At 69.6% G+C, this 19,379-nt stretch carries 17 protein-coding genes and 1 rRNA gene; 2 read left to right on the top strand and 16 right to left on the bottom strand.

Going from position 1 to position 19,379, the window contains the following annotated elements; translation table 11 throughout:
• The 10 genes from ESP57_RS11535 to ESP57_RS11490 form a co-directional block, all read right to left on the bottom strand.
• Positions 1 to 91, bottom strand: a 16S ribosomal RNA gene (locus ESP57_RS11535); the annotation flags it as partial.
• A 582-nt stretch (positions 92 to 673) separates the two neighbouring features.
• Entirely contained in the window at positions 674 to 1,846 is a 1,173-nt protein-coding gene (locus ESP57_RS11530; RefSeq protein ID WP_056007434.1) for an FAD-dependent oxidoreductase, read from the bottom strand.
• The gene (locus ESP57_RS11525; RefSeq protein WP_115959695.1) at positions 1,839 to 2,552 is read right to left on the bottom strand and encodes a methyltransferase domain-containing protein; all 714 of its coding nucleotides are present in this window, start codon (positions 2,550 to 2,552) and stop codon (positions 1,839 to 1,841) included. The genes ESP57_RS11530 and ESP57_RS11525 overlap by 8 nt, the downstream gene beginning before the upstream one ends.
• Positions 2,553 to 2,577: 25 nt before the next feature.
• A complete protein-coding gene (locus ESP57_RS11520) occupies positions 2,578 to 3,720 on the bottom strand; it encodes a type III polyketide synthase (RefSeq protein ID WP_056007428.1) in 1,143 nt (380 codons plus the stop codon).
• A gap of 79 nt (positions 3,721 to 3,799) precedes the next feature.
• Positions 3,800 to 4,162, bottom strand: coding sequence for an SHOCT domain-containing protein (locus ESP57_RS11515; protein WP_115959693.1), 363 nt, complete (start codon positions 4,160 to 4,162; stop codon positions 3,800 to 3,802).
• Positions 4,163 to 4,166: 4 nt separating this feature from the next.
• Entirely contained in the window at positions 4,167 to 4,595 is a 429-nt protein-coding gene (locus tag ESP57_RS11510) for a DUF6325 family protein (RefSeq protein WP_056007422.1), read from the bottom strand.
• An 83-nt stretch (positions 4,596 to 4,678) separates the two neighbouring features.
• Positions 4,679 to 5,758, bottom strand: coding sequence for an AI-2E family transporter (locus tag ESP57_RS11505; RefSeq protein ID WP_129231616.1), 1,080 nt, complete (start codon positions 5,756 to 5,758; stop codon positions 4,679 to 4,681).
• Positions 5,758 to 6,429, bottom strand: coding sequence for a GAP family protein (locus ESP57_RS11500; protein ID WP_056007414.1), 672 nt, complete (start codon positions 6,427 to 6,429; stop codon positions 5,758 to 5,760). Before ESP57_RS11500 ends, ESP57_RS11505 begins: the two co-directional genes overlap by 1 nt.
• Positions 6,430 to 6,468: 39 nt before the next feature.
• Positions 6,469 to 8,124, bottom strand: coding sequence for a SulP family inorganic anion transporter (locus ESP57_RS11495; protein WP_129231615.1), 1,656 nt, complete (start codon positions 8,122 to 8,124; stop codon positions 6,469 to 6,471).
• 83 nt (positions 8,125 to 8,207) lie between these two features.
• Positions 8,208 to 9,515: an ion channel protein gene (locus tag ESP57_RS11490; RefSeq protein ID WP_243648492.1), complete on the bottom strand. Its 1,308-nt coding sequence runs from the start codon at positions 9,513 to 9,515 to the stop codon at positions 8,208 to 8,210.
• Positions 9,516 to 9,785: 270 nt separating this feature from the next.
• Between ESP57_RS11490 and ESP57_RS11485 the strand changes: the two genes are divergently transcribed.
• Positions 9,786 to 10,193, top strand: coding sequence for an SHOCT domain-containing protein (locus tag ESP57_RS11485; RefSeq protein WP_056007404.1), 408 nt, complete (start codon positions 9,786 to 9,788; stop codon positions 10,191 to 10,193).
• 121 nt (positions 10,194 to 10,314) lie between these two features.
• Positions 10,315 to 11,652 (top strand): DUF1254 domain-containing protein, encoded by a 1,338-nt coding sequence (locus ESP57_RS11480; protein WP_129231614.1) that lies wholly within the window; start codon positions 10,315 to 10,317, stop codon positions 11,650 to 11,652.
• A 60-nt stretch (positions 11,653 to 11,712) separates the two neighbouring features.
• Here the strand turns inward: ESP57_RS11480 and ESP57_RS11475 are convergent, their stop codons facing one another.
• From ESP57_RS11475 to ESP57_RS11450, 6 genes are all read right to left on the bottom strand, one after another.
• Positions 11,713 to 12,900 carry a DUF998 domain-containing protein gene (locus ESP57_RS11475; protein WP_243648491.1) on the bottom strand — a complete coding sequence of 396 codons (1,188 nt, stop codon included), beginning with the start codon at positions 12,898 to 12,900 and terminating at the stop codon, positions 11,713 to 11,715.
• A gap of 144 nt (positions 12,901 to 13,044) precedes the next feature.
• On the bottom strand, positions 13,045 to 13,536 hold the full coding sequence (locus ESP57_RS11470; protein WP_056007400.1) for a DUF2017 family protein: 492 nt from the start codon (positions 13,534 to 13,536) through the stop codon (positions 13,045 to 13,047).
• Complete coding sequence (clpS, locus tag ESP57_RS11465) at positions 13,533 to 13,823, bottom strand: ATP-dependent Clp protease adapter ClpS (protein WP_056007397.1); 291 nt, start codon at positions 13,821 to 13,823, stop codon at positions 13,533 to 13,535. The genes ESP57_RS11470 and clpS overlap by 4 nt, the downstream gene beginning before the upstream one ends.
• 143 nt (positions 13,824 to 13,966) lie before the next feature.
• Complete coding sequence (locus ESP57_RS11460) at positions 13,967 to 17,104, bottom strand: alkaline phosphatase D family protein (protein WP_243648490.1); 3,138 nt, start codon at positions 17,102 to 17,104, stop codon at positions 13,967 to 13,969.
• A gap of 116 nt (positions 17,105 to 17,220) precedes the next feature.
• On the bottom strand, positions 17,221 to 18,135 hold the full coding sequence (locus ESP57_RS11455; protein ID WP_243648489.1) for a DUF817 domain-containing protein: 915 nt from the start codon (positions 18,133 to 18,135) through the stop codon (positions 17,221 to 17,223).
• A 17-nt stretch (positions 18,136 to 18,152) separates the two neighbouring features.
• A complete protein-coding gene (locus ESP57_RS11450) occupies positions 18,153 to 19,283 on the bottom strand; it encodes a class I SAM-dependent methyltransferase (protein ID WP_129231611.1) in 1,131 nt (376 codons plus the stop codon).
• Between the last annotated feature and the right edge of the window lie 96 nt (positions 19,284 to 19,379).

The following is a 19,379-nucleotide window of genomic DNA, read 5'->3' as shown; positions in this document are numbered from 1 at the left end:
CCCAGAGCAAGCTCCAAGTTCATCGTTCGACTTGCATGTGTTAAGCACGCCGCCAGCGTTCGTCCTGAGCCAGGATCAAACTCTCCAAAAAAAATGGTTCCAACACCATCCGAAGACGGCATTGAGAGTTTCAATCACTGACAGAGAAACAACTGACTACTCAAAATCAAATTGTCCATCAATCAAAGGAATCCATACCCACCCCAAAAAGGGACAAGCTGGGGTTCAATAAAATTGGCATTGAACATAGTGCACGCTGTTGAGTTCTCAAGGAACGGACGCACCCGACAACCAACCCACAACAGGGCCGAACCACCGGAGCTACTTCGTTCTCATCCGGCCATCCCACCAAGGACGCATCCGAACGCTTCAAACCCGGAAGAAAACACCTTCACAAGCTTGGGATCATCGTGCCAACTTGAGGATCAGAACCAGACGCTTCTCAGCAATCCCGCTCTGCGCTCCTGTGGGGCAACGAAGGATTACTTTACGAGGAAACCCGAGCAGTGCGCAAACCCTGCGTGCATCCCGGGCGTGTCGCACCCGTGACCCCAGAGAACACGCGAAGGCCGTCGCCGCGGTCGCTCGCAAACGTGCGGCACCCGCGCCGTTGTGAGCGAGGCCCCGACCCACGACCTGATCACCGCGGCGGGGTCACTCCACATCTTCTCTTCTACAGCCAGCGCATGGTGAACGCCCGGGCGAGCACCGCCCGGAACGGCGGGATCGCGAGGGCGCGCACGGCGGCGTTACGAACCCGTAGCCGCGCTCCCGCGGCCGGAGCCCCCATGCGCATGTTGAACGCGGCCTGACGGATGGCCCGCGCCGCCGACGCCCGCCGCGTGCGCTCGTAGCGCTCGAACGCCTCGTAGGGTGCGCCCGTCTCGATCGCGTGCTCGATCTCTCGATCGAGAAGCAGTGCGTCGAGCCATCCGAGGTTCATACCCTGCCCGCCGATCGGGCTGATCTCGTGAGCGGCATCGCCGGCGAGGGCGACGCGGCCCCGATGCATCCGCTCGGCCAGGTGCTGCCGCGCCTCGAAGACGCTCGGCTCCCCCGCGGCCTCGGGATCGAACCGGCCGTCGACGCGCGCGGCGACGATCGTGGCGAGCTGCATCGGCCCGACCTCCGGCAGCGGCCTGCGCACCCATGCGACCCAGCGGCGTCTCCCGCCCGGGAGCGGGAACGACTCGACGACCCCTGCGGGCTCGAAGTGGAGCAGCGCCGTCGACGGCTCCCCGGTGTCGTCGCGCGTGTCGCCCATCACGTAGTGCGCGCGACCGGGCTTGGCCGCCCAGCCGAGGCCGGCGAGCTCGCGGATGCCGCTGCGCACGCCGTCGGCCCCGACGACGTAGCGGGCGAGCAGCGTGACGGTCTCGCCGCCGTGGTCGCCCGAGACCTCGACGTGCGTGCCGAGATCGCGGAGCCCCTGCACCTCGACACCGTGCATGAGGGCCTCGGAGGCGAGCTCGGCGAGCCGTCGCTCGAGCATCGCCTCGGTCTCGAGCTGCGGCAGCGACCACACGGAGCCCGCCCGGACGAACGACATCGAGCCGAGCACGCGGCCGCGGCACGTCACACGCCCTTCGCGGATCTCGACGCCGGAAGCCCGCACCTCGGCCTCGAGCCCGACCCGGCCGAGTGCGCGCAGCCCCGGCGGATGGATGCCGATCGCGCGCGATCGCCCCGACCGCTCGGTGCGGCGCTCGAGCACCGCGACGTCGCGGCCGCGCTGCGCGAGCAGGCATGCGAGCAGTAGTCCGACCGGCCCGCCGCCGACGATGACGACGTCGTGCATGACGTCGTGCTTGCCGACGCGCACCGAGCCGGCGGATGCCTCAGGCATCCGCTCCCCAGACCACCTCGAGCCGCGACGGGAACGCCCGCCGCACGGCCCATCCCTCGGGCAGCACGGGCGCGAGTTCGCCCGCCGTGTGGCTGCGCCGGATCGAGGTGAGCCCGTCGGGGCGGATGTAGGAGCCGGCGAGCAGGTTGCCCGCGAACGGCAGCGTGCCGAGCCAGAATCCCGCGTAGCCGAGCCGCGTGCGCTCGATGTCGCCGTGCACGGCCAGGCCGCCGGGGCCGAGCAGCAGTTCGCTGTCGCGCAGCAGCGCGCCGAACTCGCGCCCGTCGAGGTGGTGCAGCACGTGGTTGGAGACCACGAGGTCGAAGTGCTCGCCCTCGTCGACCAGGTCGCCGCTCATCGCGCGGCGGAGCGTCAGTCCCGGCGTCGGCGGCCGAGCCGATGCCCACGCCATCGCGCGGGCGTCGGGGTCGATCGCCGTGATCTCGAGGCGCAACCCGTCGGCGTCGGCCCATCGCAGCAGCCGCCGCGGCAGGTCCGCGCTGCCGGCTCCGACGTCGAGCAGGCGGGTGCCCCAGACCGGTGAGAGCCGCGGGCGGATCCACTGCAGGTAGACGGCGCGCTCCCCCGAGACGACGGCGTTCACGAGCCGGAACCGTTCGTAGGTCTTCGCGAGCATCACGGGGTCGGCATCGGGCCCGTCCATGAGCTCCTGCGCCTCGGCGTCGCGCGCTCGCAGCGACCTCATGCCGGCCCGCCGAGCAGCACGACCATCACACCCGAACGGTCAGGAGCGCCGACTCGACCGTCAGGCCCGGCCCGAACGCCATCGCTGCGACGCGGTCGCCGTCGGCGGCGGCATCCGAGTGCAGGATGTTGCGCAGCACGAACAGCACCGTCGCGCTCGACATGTTGCCGTAGTCGCGCAGGGTGTCGCGCGCGGGCACGAGCTGCGCCTCGGTGAGCCCGAGCCTTGTCTCGACCTTGTCGAGGATGCTGCGGCCCCCCGGATGGATCGCCCAGTGCTCGATCGCCTCGCTCGACCCGTCGCCCGCGAGCGCCGCCGCGAGCGCGTCGTCGTGCTCGAAGAGCGGCTCGAGCGCGCCGGTGATGTGATCGTCGATGATCGCCGGGATGGCGTTCGAGAGCACCATCTCGAAGCCGTGGTCGCCGATCTTCCACGCCATGTCGCCCTCGCCGACCGGCGTGATGCGAGTGGCGAAGCGGTCGAGGTCGAACGCCTTCTCGCCCGGCTCGGTCGGCCGCGCGGTCACGATGCCCGAACCGGCGCCGTCGGCGAAGAGCGACGACGCCACGATCGTGTCGGGGTCGTTCGACGATCGCAGGTGCAGCGTGCAGAGCTCGACCGAGACGACGAGCACGACCGCCGAGGCATCCGCCTTCGCCAGTTGCGTGGCGATGCGCAGCGCCGGGATCGACGCGTAGCAGCCCATGAAGCCCAGGTGGTAGCGCTCGACCCCGGGGTTCAGGCCCAGGTCGCGGGCGATCATGAAGTCGGGGCCAGGCGCGTAGAAGCCCGTGCACGAGACCGTGATGACATGCGTGACATCGGATGCCTCGATGCCCGGCGTGGCCTCGATCGCCGCACGCCCCGCCTCGACGTAGAGGCGCGTGGCATGCTCGGCGTACAGCTCGTTGCGCACCTTCGTGCCGGGCAGGAGCAGCTCGCCGGACTCGTTGTCGAAGAACACGGGATCTTCGGGATGCGCGTCCCATCGCAGCTCGTCGAGCACCGAGTGCCGGCGCTCGATGCCCGAGACGTTGAACGAGGTGGCGACGATGCGCTGGCCCAGCCGGCCGAGGCCGGGCTGGGCCGCGAACACGTCGCGCACCTCGTCTTGCACGAGCACCGTCGCCGGCACCGCGGTGGACAGACCCCTCAGCGTGACAGCCATGCCCTCACCCTAGGTACGTCGAAGGAATCGACGACAGGGCTTCCGCCCGCTGCGTCGATCGACTACGGCGACTCACGCCTCAGCCGAGGAGCTTCGCCTTGGCAGCCGCGAACTCCTCGGGCGAGAGGATGCCCTGCTGCTGGAGAGCCGCGAGCTTCTGCAACTCGCCGACGAGGTCGACCCCGGCGGCGGGAGCGGCAACCGCCTGCTGCGCGGCGACGCCCATCGCCGCCTGCTGCTGCGAGACGGCCTGCTGCGCGGCGGCGTCGATCTGCGCCTGCTGCTGCTGCGCCTCGTACTGCTGCTGCTCGTACTGGCCCTGGGCCTTCTCCTGCTGGTGTCGCTGCACGCTACCGCTGACGGCAGTGGCGGTTCCGGCGACGACGGCCGTGCGAGCGGCCATGCCGATCAGGCCCGGGCGTCCCATTCTTCTCAGTGGCATGTTCTTACTCCCCTTCGGCTTCTGCGAGCGCGGCGTTCACGACGGGCGCCGGAATGCGTTCGGTCTGCAGTACGAGTCCGCCCGACTGGGCGAACCGGGATGCCAGGCGCTTGGCCCACACGAGCTCGATCGCGAGGAGCGCCCCCGACGTGCCCGGCGGAATGCCCTGGGCGAGCTCGTGGGCGTCTTCTTCTGCGACGAGGCCGATCGCCTCGAGCTCGACCGTTCCGAAGCCGTACTCGTCGCTCACCTCTTCGAATTCGGTGATCAGCACCGAGCCGTCGAGCTCGCGCGAGATCACGAGGAAGTCGAGCAACCGGATCTCACCGCCCTCGACCAGTTCGCCGATCGCCTCGAGGGTGCCCGGGTCGGGGCGGTCGCCCTCGAACCCCACCAGATACAGCTCCACCGGGCCGTATTCGAACTCCGCCATGATCTCCCCTATCTCACGTGGTTGCAGACTACGCGCGCGCGGGCCTCATGCGCCAGAGCGGCGCGATGAATCCCTGCGGAACGTCAGGTTCGCGTCGCGTGCGGGTCGCCCGTGAGCCGCCGAAGCGGCCCCGAGCGCTCGTCGGGTTCGAGCAGGAGCGCCCGCACGAGCAGCGTCAGCGGGATGCAGAGGATCGCCCCGATGGGGCCGATCACGAGCGTCCAGAACACGACCGAGAAGAACGTCAGCGTGAGGCTGAGACCCACCGCGTCGCTCACGAACTTCGGCTGCACGAGCACCTGCAGCACGACGTTGATCACGCAGTACGCGGCCACGACCGCGAGCGCCAGCGGCCACCCGCCCACGACGAGCGCGAGGATCGCCGGCGGGATGAGGCCGATCACGAAGCCGATGTTCGGGATGAAGTTCGTGACGAAGGCGAGGATCGCCCAGACGATCGGGATCGGCACGCCGACCCACCAGAGGAACAGGCCGTCGAGCACGGCGACCACGAGTCCGAAGCTCGCGTTCACGACGTAGTAACGGCGCACGCCCGAGAAGTAGCGGGCACCGATCGTGTCGGCGGCTGCGGTGCCGAACACCCGGCCGCCGCGGCTGAGGCTCGCGGCATCCGCCGCCATGAAGATGACGTAGGCCAGCACGAAGAAGAACGCGGTCGCGGCGCCGAGCACGGCGTCGGCGACGCCGGCGGCGAAGGAGAGGAGCGTCTTCGGGTCGATCGCGGCCGCCGCCGACTCGGCCGCCTCGCTCGTCATTCCCAGCGACGTGAGCCAGTCGTAGACGGCCTGCACGGTCGCGGTCAGTTCGTCGGCGTAGTCGGGCAGCATGCCGATGAACTGCGCGGAGGCCACGACGAGCAGCGTGGCGAGGATCCCGAGGATCAGGTACGCGACCACGATCACCGCCGTCGTCGCGAGCCAGCTCGGCCAGCCGCGACGCTCGAGCGGGTGGCGCACCGGATGCGCGATGATCACGACGACCGCGGCCACCGCGGCGGGGGCGAGGATGTCGCGGGCGAACCACACCCCGGCGAAGACGACGCACGCGGCCGCGATCGTGATGAGCACCCTGGTGCCGTGGGCGAACCCGCCGCCCCCTGTTCCCCGAGCCGGTCGAAGGGCGCCGCCCGAGACATCCGTCATCAGAAGCTTCCGATGCCCTTGCCGATCAGCACGACGCCGATCACGAGGAGGAGCACCGCCATCACGGTCGCGTTGTTCTGCACGAGCCAGCCGCGGAGCGACTCGAGCGGCCCGGCCATCTTCTCGGAGGCGAGGAGGTAGGCGATCACCGGCACCGCGACCGAGCATGCGGCGATGATGACGAAGATCACGATCACGAGCGTGATCTCGCCGCCGCTCAGGCCGGCCGTGCCGATCAGCACGCCCGCGCCGGCCGCCATGAGCAGGTTCTTCGGGTTGACGGCCGAGAGCAGGAACCCGAGCACCGCGCCGCGCATCGTGGTCATCGAGTCGATCGCGGACATCCACTTCGGCAGGGCGGCGGCCTCGCCCGCCTTCGGACGACCGCGCCACTGCTTCAGGGCGAGGAACAGCAGCCCCGCGCCGAGGAGCAGCTTGATCACGCCGGAGATCGGCTTGGCCGCATCCGGATCCTGCTCGGGGATGATCGAGGCGAGCAGCGTGAACACGACGACCGCGACGACGATGCCGAGCACCCAGCCGATCATGAAGCCGACGCTCGTGCCCTTCGCCTTCGGCGAGAGCAGCATGAGGATCGCCGCGATGATCGGGATCGGGCTGATCGCGATGCCGAGTGCGAGCGGCAGGATGCCGCCGATGACCTCGCCCATGTGTGAACTCCTGTCTGGCGGCGTGGCCGCCGTCGTCGTCTAACCCTGTTGCGGTGTGCTCGCGAGCGCCGCGATCGCGGCGCGGTTGGTGTCGAAGATCCGGCGTTCGCCGAGCAGGCCGAGGTCGGTCAACCGGTCGCGGGCATCGGAGCGCACGCGGCTGAACCCGAGTTCGATGCCGCGGGCATCGAGCCACGCGACGAGCGCCGAGAAGCTCTCGGCCCCGGTCACGTCGACGTCGGTGACGGCCTCCATGTCGATGACGACGTGTCTCACGGTTCCCTCGGGCACCGCCTTGACGGCCTTCTTCACCGCGTCGTCGAACACCGACCCGTTCGCGAAGAAGAGCGGGGCCGCGAGCCGGATGACGATCACCCCGGGCGCCGTCATGGTGCCGACGGGCGCCTCGCCGAGGAGCGACTGGGTGGGCGAGTCGCCCGCCGCGAGCACGTCGATCGGCGGGTTCGCCGCGCGCTTGGCGAGGTTGATGAGCGCGAGCACGAAGGCTACGACGATGCCCGCGATCGAGCCGACGAGAAGCGTCACGAGGAAGCAGACGGCGGCGATCGCGAACTCGAAGCGGTCGAGCCGCCAGAGCATGCGGAAGTCCTTGATGCCGAGCAGCGGCAGGATCGCGACGCCGACGATCGCCCCGATCGCGGGCGACGGGATGTCGGCGAGCAGGGCCGTGCCGAAGACCAGGAGCAGGAGCGTGCCGACCGCGAGCACGAGCGAGGGCAACTGCGTGCGGGAGCCGGCCTGGTCCATCGCCGCGGTGCGCGAGGTCGAGGAGCCCATGGCGAAGCTGCCGCTCGCGCCGGCGGCGATGTTGCCGAGGCCGAAGGCGAAGAGGTCGCGGTTCGGCCTGGTCGGGTAGTTGTTCTTCTCGCCGTACGACCGCGAGACGAGCAGTCCCTCGGCCGTCGTCACCATCGTCAGCGCGAGGGCCGACGGCACGAGCATGAGCCACATCGTCCAGTCGATGACGGGCCACGTGAACGCGGGGGGTCCGGCCGGCACCGCGCCGAGCACGTCGACCCCGGCATCGTCGAGATCGGCGATCACGACGACGACCGTCGCGACGATCAGCACGATGAGCGCCCACGGCACGAGCCGGAGGAACCGCTGGCCGAGGATCAGCACGGCGACCGAGAGCGCCGCAATGGTGAGCGACCACGGGTTCGTCGTGCCGAGACCGGTCACGAGCTCGACGACCTTGTCGACGAACTCCCCGCCCGAGTCGATCTTCACGCCGAGCATCTTCGCGATCTGGCTGATGAGGATGTCGAAGGCGAGGCCGCCGACGAAGCCCACGAGGATCGGCTTCGACAGGAAGTTCGCGATGAAGCCGAGCTTGAAGACCGACATGAGCACGAAGAGGATGCCGCAGATGATCGCCTGCGCGAGCGCGAGCGTCGCGTAGTCGGCGCTGCCGGCCGCCGCGAGTCCGCCGAGGGATGAGGCGACGAGGGCCGCGGCCGCGGCATCCGGCGACACGACCAGCTGCCGCGACGAGACGACGAGCGCATAGACGACCGTCGGCACGATGAGCGCGTAGAGGCCCGCGGTCGGCGGCAGGCCGGCGATCTGCGCATACCCGATGTTCAGCGGGATCGCGATCGCGAGCAGGGTGACGCCCGCGGTCAGTTCGCGCGCGACGTTCTTCCTGCTGAGTCCCACCAACGGCTTCTGCACCGGTACCCCCTCCGTCTGCTCAGATCGACACTAGCGAGCGGATGCCTCGCCGCACCCCTCGTCTCACGCCGCAGGCGGTGCCATCAGTCGGCGCCGGCCGGCGCCGAGGGTGCCGACGCGGAGGCCGGGTCCTTCTTCGGCGCCGCGATCCGGAACTCGGGGACCCCCGACACGAGGAGCCAGGCCGGCAGCACGATCACGCACAGCATCGGGAGGATCGTGATGTCCCCGGCGATCGCGACGGCGACGAAGATCGAGATCCACCCGTCGCGGGTCACGACGAGCAGCACGCCGACGACCGCGCAACCGACGGCCAGGCCGAGGGGAAGCGACGGGATCAGCGCATGCCCGAGCATGCCGAGCGCGACGCCGATGAACGTCGCCGGGAAGACGCGACCGCCGCGGAACATCGAGCTCGCCGCGATGAGCAACGCGACGACCTTGATCCCCGCCATCGCGGCGAGCTGGCCCGCGTCGTACTTGTCGGGGTCCTGCAGCAGCTCGCCGACCTGATCGAGGCCCTTGAACATCGTGATGGGTCCGCCGAGCAGGCCGAGGAGTCCGAGGAGCAACCCGCCGGCCGTCGCGACCAGCACGGGGTACCGCAGCGAGTGCATCGCACGGTAGACGATCGGGAATGCGGCGAGCATCGCGAGTCCGACGACGACCGCGCCGACCGCGACGACCGTGCCGGTGAGCAGATCGAGCGCCTGCGGAGCCCCGTAGACGGGGATGTCGAACGCGAACGCCGGCTGGCCGAGCAGGCGCATCGTGAACGAGCCGGCCCCGGCCGCGGCGAGCGGGAGGAAGAGCCGATCCCACAGAGCACCCCCGGACTTCAGCGCGGCGACGATGCCGGTGAAGACGAGGGCTGCCGCCACGGGGGTGCCGAACAGGGCGCCGATCGTGCCGGACGCGGCGAGCAGCACGACGAGCTGCATGGGCACGGAGGGCATCAGCCGCGCGACCATCGCGACCATGATGGCCGAGTTCACGGCGATGATCGGGTTCTCGGGACCGAGGCTCACGCCGCCCGCGAGGGCGAGCACCGTGACGATGATGAGGCTCGGCAGGTTCCCCAACGGTTGCGGAGGCTCGACGAGCTCGGTCGTCGCCGAGTCGGGGCCGCCGTGCCCGGGCATGAACTGCAGCACGAGGCCGACCGCGAGACCGGTGAGCGTGAGCACGACCACGATCCACCAGCCCGACGGATCGACGCCGAGTGCACCGGGAATGCCGTCCCACAGCACGGAATCGAGCACCGCCGCGACGCTGTTGAGCGCCCAGAGCACGAGCGCGGAGAGGACGCCGATCGCGAGGGCCGGGATCGCGAGGAGCAGCAGTCGCTTGGGGGTGACCTCGGGGTCACGTGGCGGGATGGCGAGGCTCACGGTCAGATCCTGTCTGCGAGGGTCAGGGGTGAGGGAGCAGCGCGAGGCCGAGGCCCCATCCGTCGATGTCGAGCGATGCCACCCAGTCAGCCACGTGCCCTCCCGGTGCGAGGCTACCGCCGGGAGGCTCGCGCGGTGGGATGCACGCCGTCACTTCCGCCCAGCCACTGCCCGCGCGGCATATGGACGTGCGAGCGCGCCACGCGGTAGGTTCACCTCAGCAGCGCTCTATGGGGGGCGTTCATTCACAGTGAAAGGCTGCACACGCACATGAGTTTTTGGGAAAGTTTCTGGGACCTGATCTGGTGGTTCCTCTGGGCATTCGCGTTCATCGCCTACCTCTTCGCCCTCTTCGCGATCATCGGCGACCTGTTCCGCGACCAGAAGCTCAACGGCTGGTGGAAGGCGGTGTGGATCATCTTCCTGATCTTCGTGCCGTTCCTCACCGCGCTGGTCTACCTGATCGCCCGCGGCAACGGCATGGCCGAGCGCTCGCAGAAGGAGTACAAGCAGGCTCAGGCCGCGACCGACGCGTACATCCGTCAGACCGCCGGCTCCGCCAGCCCCTCCGATGAGATCGCGAAGGCCAAGGGCCTGCTCGACTCCGGCAGCATCACCCAGCAGGAGTTCGAGCTCCTGAAGGCCAAGGCGCTCGCGCACCCCACGCAGACCGTCTGATTCCAGACCTGCAGCTGAGAGGGTCGGATGCTTCGGCATCCGACCCTCTTCGCGTACCCGGGTGCCGGGCCGACTGCCGGCCGCGCAGATAGGCTGGTTCGACGACCACCAAGGGGAGAACATGCCGGATTCCGATCTCACCGCGCTCTCGACCGAAGCATACGTGTATGGCTTCCCGTTGGTCTTCAATCTCGACCAGGTGCTGCGGTACGTGAACGAGGGGATCGGCGCGAACCCGGCGGCCCCGTTCAACTCGTTCAGCCATGCCCGGAAGATGGCCGGACCTGCGGACACGTTCGTCACGATCAACAACGACACCGTGTACTCGATGGCGCAGCTCGACCTCGGCGTCGGACCAGTGCTGCTGCATGTGCCCGACACGGCGGGCCGGTACTACGTGCTGCAGTTCGTGGATGCCTGGACGGATAATTTCGCCTACGTCGGCCACCGGGCGACCGGCACCGCGGCCGGTGACTTCCTGCTGGTCCCGCGGGGTTGGGCCGGCGATGCTCCCGCTGGGGCGACGGTCATCGAGTTCCCGACGCGAGTCGCCTCCATCGTGGGCAGGTGGGCCTGCGCCGGAGAGGACGATCTCATCGCCGTGGCCGCGCTGCAGGACGCCACGACGCTGACCCCGCTCGACCACGGCGCGACGGCGCAGGGCCTCCCGCGGCCGGCGGCGTCCGACTCGGAAGCGCTCCTGTTCTTCGACAAGCTGCGGCTCTGGAGTCAATCGTTCCCCGGGGCCGAGCGCGACCAGTCGCTCCAGGCAAGCCTCTCGCCGCTCGGGATCAACGACTCCGCCCGCCCCGTCACCGAGACCGCCGAGGCAGTGACGCAGGCCCTCGCTTCGGGGTACACGCACGGTCAGGCGGTGCTGCAGAAGGTGCTCCACTCCGGGGGCTCCAGCCCGGTCGTGAACGGGTGGAAGCTGACCTTCCACGCATTCGACTACAACCTCGACTACTTCCAGGTCGGCGCGCTCGATGACCCGGCCTTCAAGATCGCCGACCCGAAGATGCGGATCGTCGAGCGCGCCGCCGCCGCGGCCGGCGGACTCTGGGGCAACCACGCCTACGAGGCGGCATACATCATGACCTACGTCGACGACCGGGGTGAACAGCTCACCGGGGCTCGCACGTACACGCTGCACTTGGATCCGACGCCGCCGGTCGGGGCGTTCTGGTCGTTGACGATGTACGACGTGCCGAACTTCTTCATGGTCGACAACCCCATCGACCGGTACTCGATCGGGGACCGGACGCCGGGCATCGTGTACGAGGACGACGGGTCTCTCGTCATCACGATCAGTCACACCGAACCGACGAACTCGACGGCACGGGCGAACTGGCTGCCCGCACCGGCCGGCGACTTCCGCCCAGTGCTGCGCATGTACGAGCCCGACGGTTCGATCCTGGATCAGAGCTACGCCTTCCCCGCGATCACCCGTATCGCCTGACCGGACGCGATCGACCTCACGGCCCCGCCGCAACGGCATGGGCCGCGCGAGGTTCGATGCCTACGCCTGCGGCGCCGTCACCCGTGACACATCCGCGATCGGCGTCGCCGCGGCATCCGAGGCGGAAGGTCCGTGCATGGCCCCGGTGTTGCGGAGGAAGACGATGATCCAGCTGAAGATCAGCACCGCCGCGACGAGCTCGACCGCGGTGAGGTTGTAGTACCCCGTCGCGAAGAAGATCGCGAGCATCACGATCACACCGACATAGACGTAGCCGAGCAGGATGAACACCTTCGGCATCGACGGGATGAACCATCGCAACCCGATGACGAGCACGGCGAAGGCGATCGTCATGCCCGTCGCCACCGTGTTGTGCACCAGGAAGAACTGATCCACCGGGAAGATGCCGACGCACGCGAGGAAGATCCCGAGGAGGATCATGCCGACGCGCACGATCGTGCGGCCCCGCAGCTCGGCGCGCGTCGCGGTCGGCACCGCGGCCGTCGCGTACCGCGCGATCGTCGTGACGATCACGCCCGCGATGATGAGGGTCAGGTTGAAGGCGAGCGCCGAGATGTCGTTCGTCATGCCGAGCGCGCTCAGGTTCTTCTGCCACCAGAGCGGATCGCTCGAGCTCAGCATGCTCGCGAGCGCGCCCACCACGAGGAAGAGGGCGAGCACGAACGAGAGCAGCATCGGCGTCAGGTGCGCAGCCGAGAGGAACACGGCATAGGCCGTGACAGCCATGCCGACGCCCGCGAGCACGGCCCCGGGGATCGTGAAGACGACCGCGCCCTGGAAGCTCTGCTCGAGCAGGTCGGCGAGCCCGATCCAGCCGAGCAGCGCGATGAAGGCATGGGCCAGTGCGATGGCGGTGAGATCGAACCAGTGGATGCGCGCGCCCGGGGCGTCGAGACCCGGCAGCACGGAGTCGGCGAAGCCGGCCGCGCTCCGCGTGCGCAGCGCGAGACGGCCGAGCAGGAAGGCGATGAGCGTGGCGATCGCCGAGCCGAAGCCGACGAACTCGCCGAGCGAGCCCTGGCCGGCGATCGGCAGGTTCCGGCCCAGGAACATGAACCAGGCGACGAGTCCGCCGATGACGAACACCGCGGCTCCGATGAGGAGGGCGATCGATTCGAGCGACTCGGCCGTGGCCGCCGGATGCCGCAGCACACGTCGGATCGACGACGGAGCGATCGCGATCGGCGATGCAGGCGGGGCGTCGAAGGTGGTGGTGTTGCGGCTCACTGGCGCTCCTCGAGATGTGCACCGCGCGCGGTCCCGGCCTCGCCGGCGGCGTGGTGATTCGGCATCAGCATGCCAGCGATCGGGCCGGTCGCCCGCGAACGACCCGCCCTGCGCGCTCAGCCCTTGACGACCCGCCCTGCGCGTTCAGCCCTTGATGGGGTCGAGCACCTCGAGCATCGAGCCCTGCACGAACCCGGCCCATTCGTAGGCCGCCCTGAGGTAGTCGTCGCGCGTCTCGTCGGCGTCGGCCTCGTCTTCGTCGACGATGCCGACCCGCTCGGCGAGGATGAGCCGCAGGTCGGTGAGGAAGGTGAGCCAGCCCCAGGCCTCCGACTGATCGAGCTCGATCTGCACGACTCCGCCGTGCTCCTCGACGGCGGTGGCGTCGCGCACGCGCTGGGCTGCCTGGCGCTTGCCGTCGACGAGGCTGTCGCGGGTGTACCTGGTGTAGTCGTGAGCGGCGTCGTGGTCGTCGGGGTATGCGTTCGGCAGCAGGCGGCCGAGCGCGGGGTCGTCGGCCTCGCCGAGGAGCAGCACCGAGTCGACCTGGTCGGCGAGCTCGGAGAGCAGCATCGCCTCTTCGGTCTCGAGCACGATGCGAACGCCCTCGCCGCCGCCCAGTCCCGCGACGATCACGGCTCGGCCCGCTCGACGGTGGCCTGCAGGCCATAGCCGTGCATGGCCTGCGCATGACGCTCCATGGCTTCACGGTTGCCGGTGGCGACGATGGCGCGGCCCTCGGTGTGCACGAGCAGCATGAGCCGCTCGGCCTCGGCACGCGGGAGGCCGAAGTAGCTGCGGAAGACGTAGCTCACGTACGTCATGAGGTTCACCGGGTCGTCCCACACGACCGTGCGCCACGGCAGCTCCACCGCGGCGCGAAGCGCCTCGTCGGTGTCGAGCTGCTCGAGGGTCAGTGTCATCTCCCAAGCCTGACATGACGACTGGCCGGACGGAACCCCGCGGGGACTCCGTCCGGCCGACTCGCCGGTCAGGGCACGGCGCCGCTCTTCCGGCGCGGTCGTCAGCGCGCCTGGATCAGGGCGCCTGGATCAGGGCGCCTGGATCAGGGCGCCGCGGTGTACGGCGCCGAGAGCACCACGGTCACCGGCGCACCGTTCGCCGTGCCCGTCACGCGTGCCGCGACCGTGCCCGCCGCGACGCTCGCCGCGCGCACCGAGAAGGTGTGCGTGGCGCTCCTGCCCGGCGCCACGGAGGCGAACGACTTCGTGCCGAACGCCGACGTGAGCTCGACCGACACCGGCGCGCTCTCGCGGTTCGTCACCTTGACCGCGATGTAGGCCTTCCCGCCGAGGACCCGCGACTCGGCGACCGCGTCCACCGCGAGCGACGGGGCCGCCACGCGGCGACCGTGCACCGAGACCTCGGCCGCGCCGCCGAACTGGAGGCCGTTCTGGGCGTTGATGCCGACGAGCTTGATGAACCGCGCCGGGGTGGCGGCGAAGTTCACGCGCGTCGCGGCGGCACCGATCGTGAAGGACCCGGTCGCGACCGGATCGCCCCACGCGACGCCGTCCTGGGAGAGGAAGACCTGGTAGTCCTTGATGCGGCCGTTCGTGCCCGCCTGCCGGGGCAGGTAAGTCATGCCGTCGACGGTGTGCTCGCCGCCCAGTCCGATCGCGATCCAGTGCGGGTAGCTCGCGGGATTGGTCGACCACCGCGTGTGCCAGAAGCTCTCGGCGCTGCCGTCGATGGCCTTCTCCGCGGCATCCGCCGGCTTCTCGTCGCTGCTGACGCCCGCGATCGACAGTCGCGACTGCGGGAGCGTGCCCTCGGGCAGGAGGGCGACGGTGGTGTCGAACGAGACCTCGCCCGCGCCGTCGGCGGAGGTGAACGCGCCGGTGACGGTGAACGGGTACGCCTGCTGGGGAGCGCCGGCCGCTGGTGTCACCGTCCAGCTGGTGGTGCCCTTCTCGCCGGCGGCCAGCGACTCGAACGCGGCGTCGGTCGACGCGACCGCGGTCCATCCCTCCGGCACCGTCAGCGCCATCGAGATGTCGGTCAGCACTTCGGTCGAGTTGTTGGTGAACGAGGTCGTCACGACTCCCTCCTCGCCCGCCACGAGTTCGGTCGCGCCCTCGAACGCGACCCATGCGTCTTGCGGCGAGAGCTGGTCGGTGTCGGTCGCGACCTCGAAGATCCGCACGCCGTCGCGGTTGATCCAGGTGGCCTTCAGCGTCGCCGGCTCGACGGTGGTGTCGGCCTCGAGACGCAGGAACACGTGCGGCTCGACCGCGCTGTGCACGAGCGAGGGGTGCGGCACGTTGAGGCTCGGGATCACCGAGCTGTGCATCGGGCTCACGATGAACTGCCAGAGGTCGTACCCGACCCGAGGGCCGTAGTTCAGGGCTCGCGACACGTGGATGTCGCCGCCGACGAGGAAGACTCCCGAGATGCGGTGCTCGGCGACGAAGTCGAGGATGGCGTCGCGCTCGTGCGCGTAGGTGCCCCAGTCGTCGCTCTCGGCGTTCTGCTTGTCGTCCCAGATCATGCCGGTCGCAAGCACCTTGAACGGCGCCGTGCTCGCGAGGAGCTTCTCCTGCAGCCAGGCCCACTGCACCTCGCCGATCGCCGTCTGCTTGGCAGGGTCCGCCCAGCTCGGCGAAATCCGGCTGAACCACCGCGGGTCGATCAGGAACACCTCGATCGGCCCGCGACGGAACGAGCTGTAGATGCCCTCGCCGGCCTCGGTGCGTACGGTCAACTGCTCGCCGTCAGCGTCGTGCCCGAAGATCGCGTTCGCCCGGTAGTCGACGAGGGCCGTGCGGTTGTTCCGCTTGCCGACGAGGTCTCCGTGCACGTCGTTGCCGCCGAAGTCGTGGTCGTCCCATGTGGCCCAGGTCGGCATCGTGCTCGTCAGCGCGGTGAGCTGCGGCTGCTCGAGGAAGGCGCGCTGCTTGGTGCGCGCGACGTCGAGGTTCGTGCTGTCGATGTACGGGGTGTCGCCGAGCATGACGAAGCCGTTGCACCCCTCGGCGATGATGCGATCCCAGATGTGATTCGCCTCGGTCCAGACGCACGACCCCATGCCCATGACGAGCTTGGTCGGCTCGTCGTGCGGCGTCGACGTCGAGAACGAGCCGCCCACATCCAGGCCGGGGATGGGCCCGTCTGCAGGGGAGATCGAGTAGGTGTAGGCCGTGCCGGCGGTCAGCCCGGCGAGGTCGAACAGCACGGTCGAGTCGTTGGACGGCGAGAGGTCGGCCTCGACCGACTGCGGGTCCTCACCCTCGCTCGAGTAGGTGCACACCCACGTCGTGCGGTCGTGCAGGTCGCTGCCCGGCCGGATGAGGATGCGGGCGTGCTCGGTGCCGGTGTCGCCGACGAGCGGGCCGGCGAAGGCCTGCAGGGTCGGCGGCACCGCGGGCGCGGTGCCCGCGCGGACGCTCTGCACGTAGGCCGTCAGCGCCGTGAAGAACATCTCGCTGTCGGCGATCGCCCCCGCCGGCTGCACGGCCGCGCCGGCGGCGTTGTAGCACTTGTCGATCGTGAGGCTCGTGATGACGAAACGGCCGGCGCCGTGCGCGGCCTCGAGCATCGCGGGCGGGCGACCGGCCGCCTGGCAGCTCAGCAGCACCCGCATCTGCCGCCAGTCGAGCAGCGACTCCCAGCTGACGCGGATCTGGGTCGAGCGACCGGTGAAGACCTTGCCGTCGACGACGCGCAGGTGGGCGACGAGCGGGTGATCGGTCGCCACGGGGAAGATCGTGTCGTAGTCGGAGTCGTTGCGGCTCGCCATGAGCGGCGCCGGCAGGTACCCGACCGTCGGGTTGAACTGGTCGGACTGGGCCATGTCGAGCAGCACGCCGCCCGCGGCGACGAACGCCTGGATCGAGGCGGCCTGGGCGGTGATGTACGCCCCATAGGTCGGCTCGTTGTTCGTGAAGCTGCCGAAGGCGATGAGGTCGACGCCCTGTTCGGTGGCGGGCTTCGCGGGATCGAACGGCACCACGGTGCATCCGGCCTTCGTGAACAACTGGGTGAGACCCGTCGCGCTCGTCCACTGGTCGCGGAACTCGAGCACGGCGACGCGCACGGGGTTCTCATCAGCAGCAGCCGCGGGGCCGCCCTGCGTGATGAGTGCCGCAGCGGCTCCGACGGCGGCTCCACCGAGGAACCCTCGTCGGCTCGTGAGCTGGCGATTCCTCGATTTCGTCGTCTGATTGTCGGATGTTTCGGTCACAGGGGCCTCCTCGGCGTCGACGTTGACGCGCGCGAACACAGCGCACGCGTCGGACATTATCTGAACCGGAGGGCGTGGCGTTGTACGAAAGATCGGATGAACGCCATAGGGCTTCACTATGACGACGCGGCAGAGTTGTCCGAAGAACTTCGTGGCGGACGCGGCGGATACACGAGGGTGACGAGCACGACCGAGATGATCATCAGCAGGAACCACGACACGAGTTTCGACGGCGACACGAGGTGCCAGCCGTCGAGCTGGTCGGGGTAGAGCCAGGCGCCGGCCCACGTGGCGATGTTCTCGGCGAACCAGATGAAGAGGGCGACGAGCACGAAGCTCACGAGCACGGGCATGCGCGGGGTGCGCCGCCAGACGCGGAAGTGCATCACGGTCGGCCACCACACCACGACGACCGCCGCGACCAGCACCCAGCGCAGGTCGACGATGAAGTGGTGGGTGAAGAAGTTCGCGTAGATGGCGACGGCCACGACCACGGTGAGCCATCGCCTGGGGTACCGCGTGAATCCGAGGTCGAAGAGCCGGTAGACGCGCACCATGTACGAGCCGACGGCCGCGTACATGAAGCCGGTGAAGAGCGGCACCCCTGCGATGCGCAGCACGCCGTCGCCGTCGTACGACCACGAGCCGACGTCGGTCTTGAAGATCTCCATGACCGTGCCCGTGAGGTGGAAGAGCACGATGACCCAGAGTTCGCGCCCCGACTCGAGTCGCGTCGCGACCATCACGACCTGGATCACGACGGCGGCGATCGTGAGCGCGTCGTTGCGCGCGAGCGCCGCGTCGTCGGGGTACCAGAGCCTCGCGGCGACGATCGCGGCGAGCAGTGCCGCGCCGAAGATGCAGGCCCAGGCCTGCTTGGCGCCGAACACGAGGAATTCGATGAACCCGGCACGGATGCCGCGCTCCGACGCTCCTGCGAGCAGGCGATGCGCACCGCGGTCGAGGGCCAGCTCGACCGCGGTGAGCTGCCGCGCGTCCTCCCGGGCGCCACGCTGCGATGGGCCGGTCACGACCGGCACCTCTCCGGTCATCCCGCCCGCCGCGAGGCCGTCACCGTGAACTTCGGATTCCGGGCGATCTGCCGGGTGCGCCCCACGACGCGTTCGAGGAGCGGGCGATACCCCAGGTGCGAGTTCCACACGCACCACAGCTCGCCACCGGGTGCGAGCGCGCGCGCCGCGTCGGCGAAGAGGTGGGCGGCGATGCCGGTCGAGATCGCCGCGTCGCTGTGGAACGGCGGATTCAGCACGATGAGTCGCTCGCTCGCGTCGGTGAGCGCTTCGAGACCGTCGGCGCGGGTGACGTGCACCCGATCCGAGACCCCGTTGGCCTCGGCGGTGAGCCGAGCGGATGCCGCGGCCGACGCCGATCGATCGGTCGCCGTGACCCGCAGCGCCGGACGCGCCCGAGCAAGCCACGACGCCACGACGCCCGTGCCGCACGCGAGATCGACGGCGGTCGCGGCATCCGGAACCGCGTCGCCCAGCTGCGCGAGCAGGAACCGGGTGCCGATGTCGACCCCGGTGCCGGCGAAGACGCCGCCGTGGGCGACCACCGTGAGCCCGAGGTCGTCGTGCCGAGCGCTCCGCGGCCAGCTCGGCCCGTCGGACGACGGCCGCACGACGGGCTCGCGCGCGAAGAGCACTCGAGACTTCTGCCGGGCGCGGCTCACGTCGAGCCGCCCGAAGCTCTGCCCGAGCATGTCGTTCATCGCGAGCGACATGTGCTTGATCCTGCCGCCGGCGACGACCACGACCTCAGGGCCGGCGTGCGCGGCGATGAGCTGCGACACCTCGTCGAGCCGGTCGAGCGATCGCGGCAGGCGCATGAGCACGAGCCGCGCGCCCGAGACGAGGTCGGGCCCGAGCGTGAGCGAGCGCACCTTGCCGTCGGAGCCGAGCCTGCCCGCGTTCGAGGCGAGCGCCCGCTCCCCCGTCACGAGGTCCTGGTGCACCCGGATACCGCGGCCGCCGGCGTCCGCCGCGGCGAGCGCGAGCGCCCCGTAGGAGTCGTCGATGACGACGATCTCCCCCGGCCCCGCCTCGCCGATGAGCGCCGCGGCCTCGTCGAGGATCAGACGGTCCGCGGCATCCGATGCCTCGAGCCCCGAGCCCTCGACATCGGGATGGCGCCGCAGGGCGTCGAAGTCGAAGGACATCCCCCAAGGGTACGGCGCGTCGAACTGATCTCGGATGCCTCTCCCGCTGGAGACATCCGCCCCACTAGCCTGTCGAATGTCGGCACGACTTCTGGG

Origin of the sequence: Agromyces fucosus (assembly GCF_004134865.1) — a bacterium.
Taxonomy (GTDB): Bacteria; Actinomycetota; Actinomycetes; order Actinomycetales; family Microbacteriaceae; genus Agromyces; species Agromyces fucosus.
This window is presented reverse-complemented; position numbering and strand designations above follow the sequence as displayed.

What these genes read in the sequence shown, in the direction of transcription:
- ESP57_RS11520 (WP_056007428.1), bottom strand. Translation starts at nt 3,720, where the DNA reads ATGGCTGTCACGCTGAGGGGTCTGTCCACCGCGGTGCCGGCGACGGTG.
- ESP57_RS11525 (WP_115959695.1), bottom strand. Translation starts at nt 2,552, where the DNA reads ATGAGGTCGCTGCGAGCGCGCGACGCCGAGGCGCAGGAGCTCATGGAC.
- ESP57_RS11450 (WP_129231611.1), bottom strand. Translation starts at nt 19,283, where the DNA reads ATGTCCTTCGACTTCGACGCCCTGCGGCGCCATCCCGATGTCGAGGGC.
- ESP57_RS11500 (WP_056007414.1), bottom strand. Translation starts at nt 6,429, where the DNA reads ATGGGCGAGGTCATCGGCGGCATCCTGCCGCTCGCACTCGGCATCGCG.
- clpS (WP_056007397.1), bottom strand. Translation starts at nt 13,823, where the DNA reads ATGACACTGACCCTCGAGCAGCTCGACACCGACGAGGCGCTTCGCGCC.
- ESP57_RS11485 (WP_056007404.1), top strand. Translation starts at nt 9,786, where the DNA reads ATGAGTTTTTGGGAAAGTTTCTGGGACCTGATCTGGTGGTTCCTCTGG.
- ESP57_RS11515 (WP_115959693.1), bottom strand. Translation starts at nt 4,162, where the DNA reads ATGCCACTGAGAAGAATGGGACGCCCGGGCCTGATCGGCATGGCCGCT.
- ESP57_RS11510 (WP_056007422.1), bottom strand. Translation starts at nt 4,595, where the DNA reads ATGGCGGAGTTCGAATACGGCCCGGTGGAGCTGTATCTGGTGGGGTTC.
- ESP57_RS11530 (WP_056007434.1), bottom strand. Translation starts at nt 1,846, where the DNA reads ATGCCTGAGGCATCCGCCGGCTCGGTGCGCGTCGGCAAGCACGACGTC.
- ESP57_RS11505 (WP_129231616.1), bottom strand. Translation starts at nt 5,758, where the DNA reads ATGACGGATGTCTCGGGCGGCGCCCTTCGACCGGCTCGGGGAACAGGG.
- ESP57_RS11480 (WP_129231614.1), top strand. Translation starts at nt 10,315, where the DNA reads ATGCCGGATTCCGATCTCACCGCGCTCTCGACCGAAGCATACGTGTAT.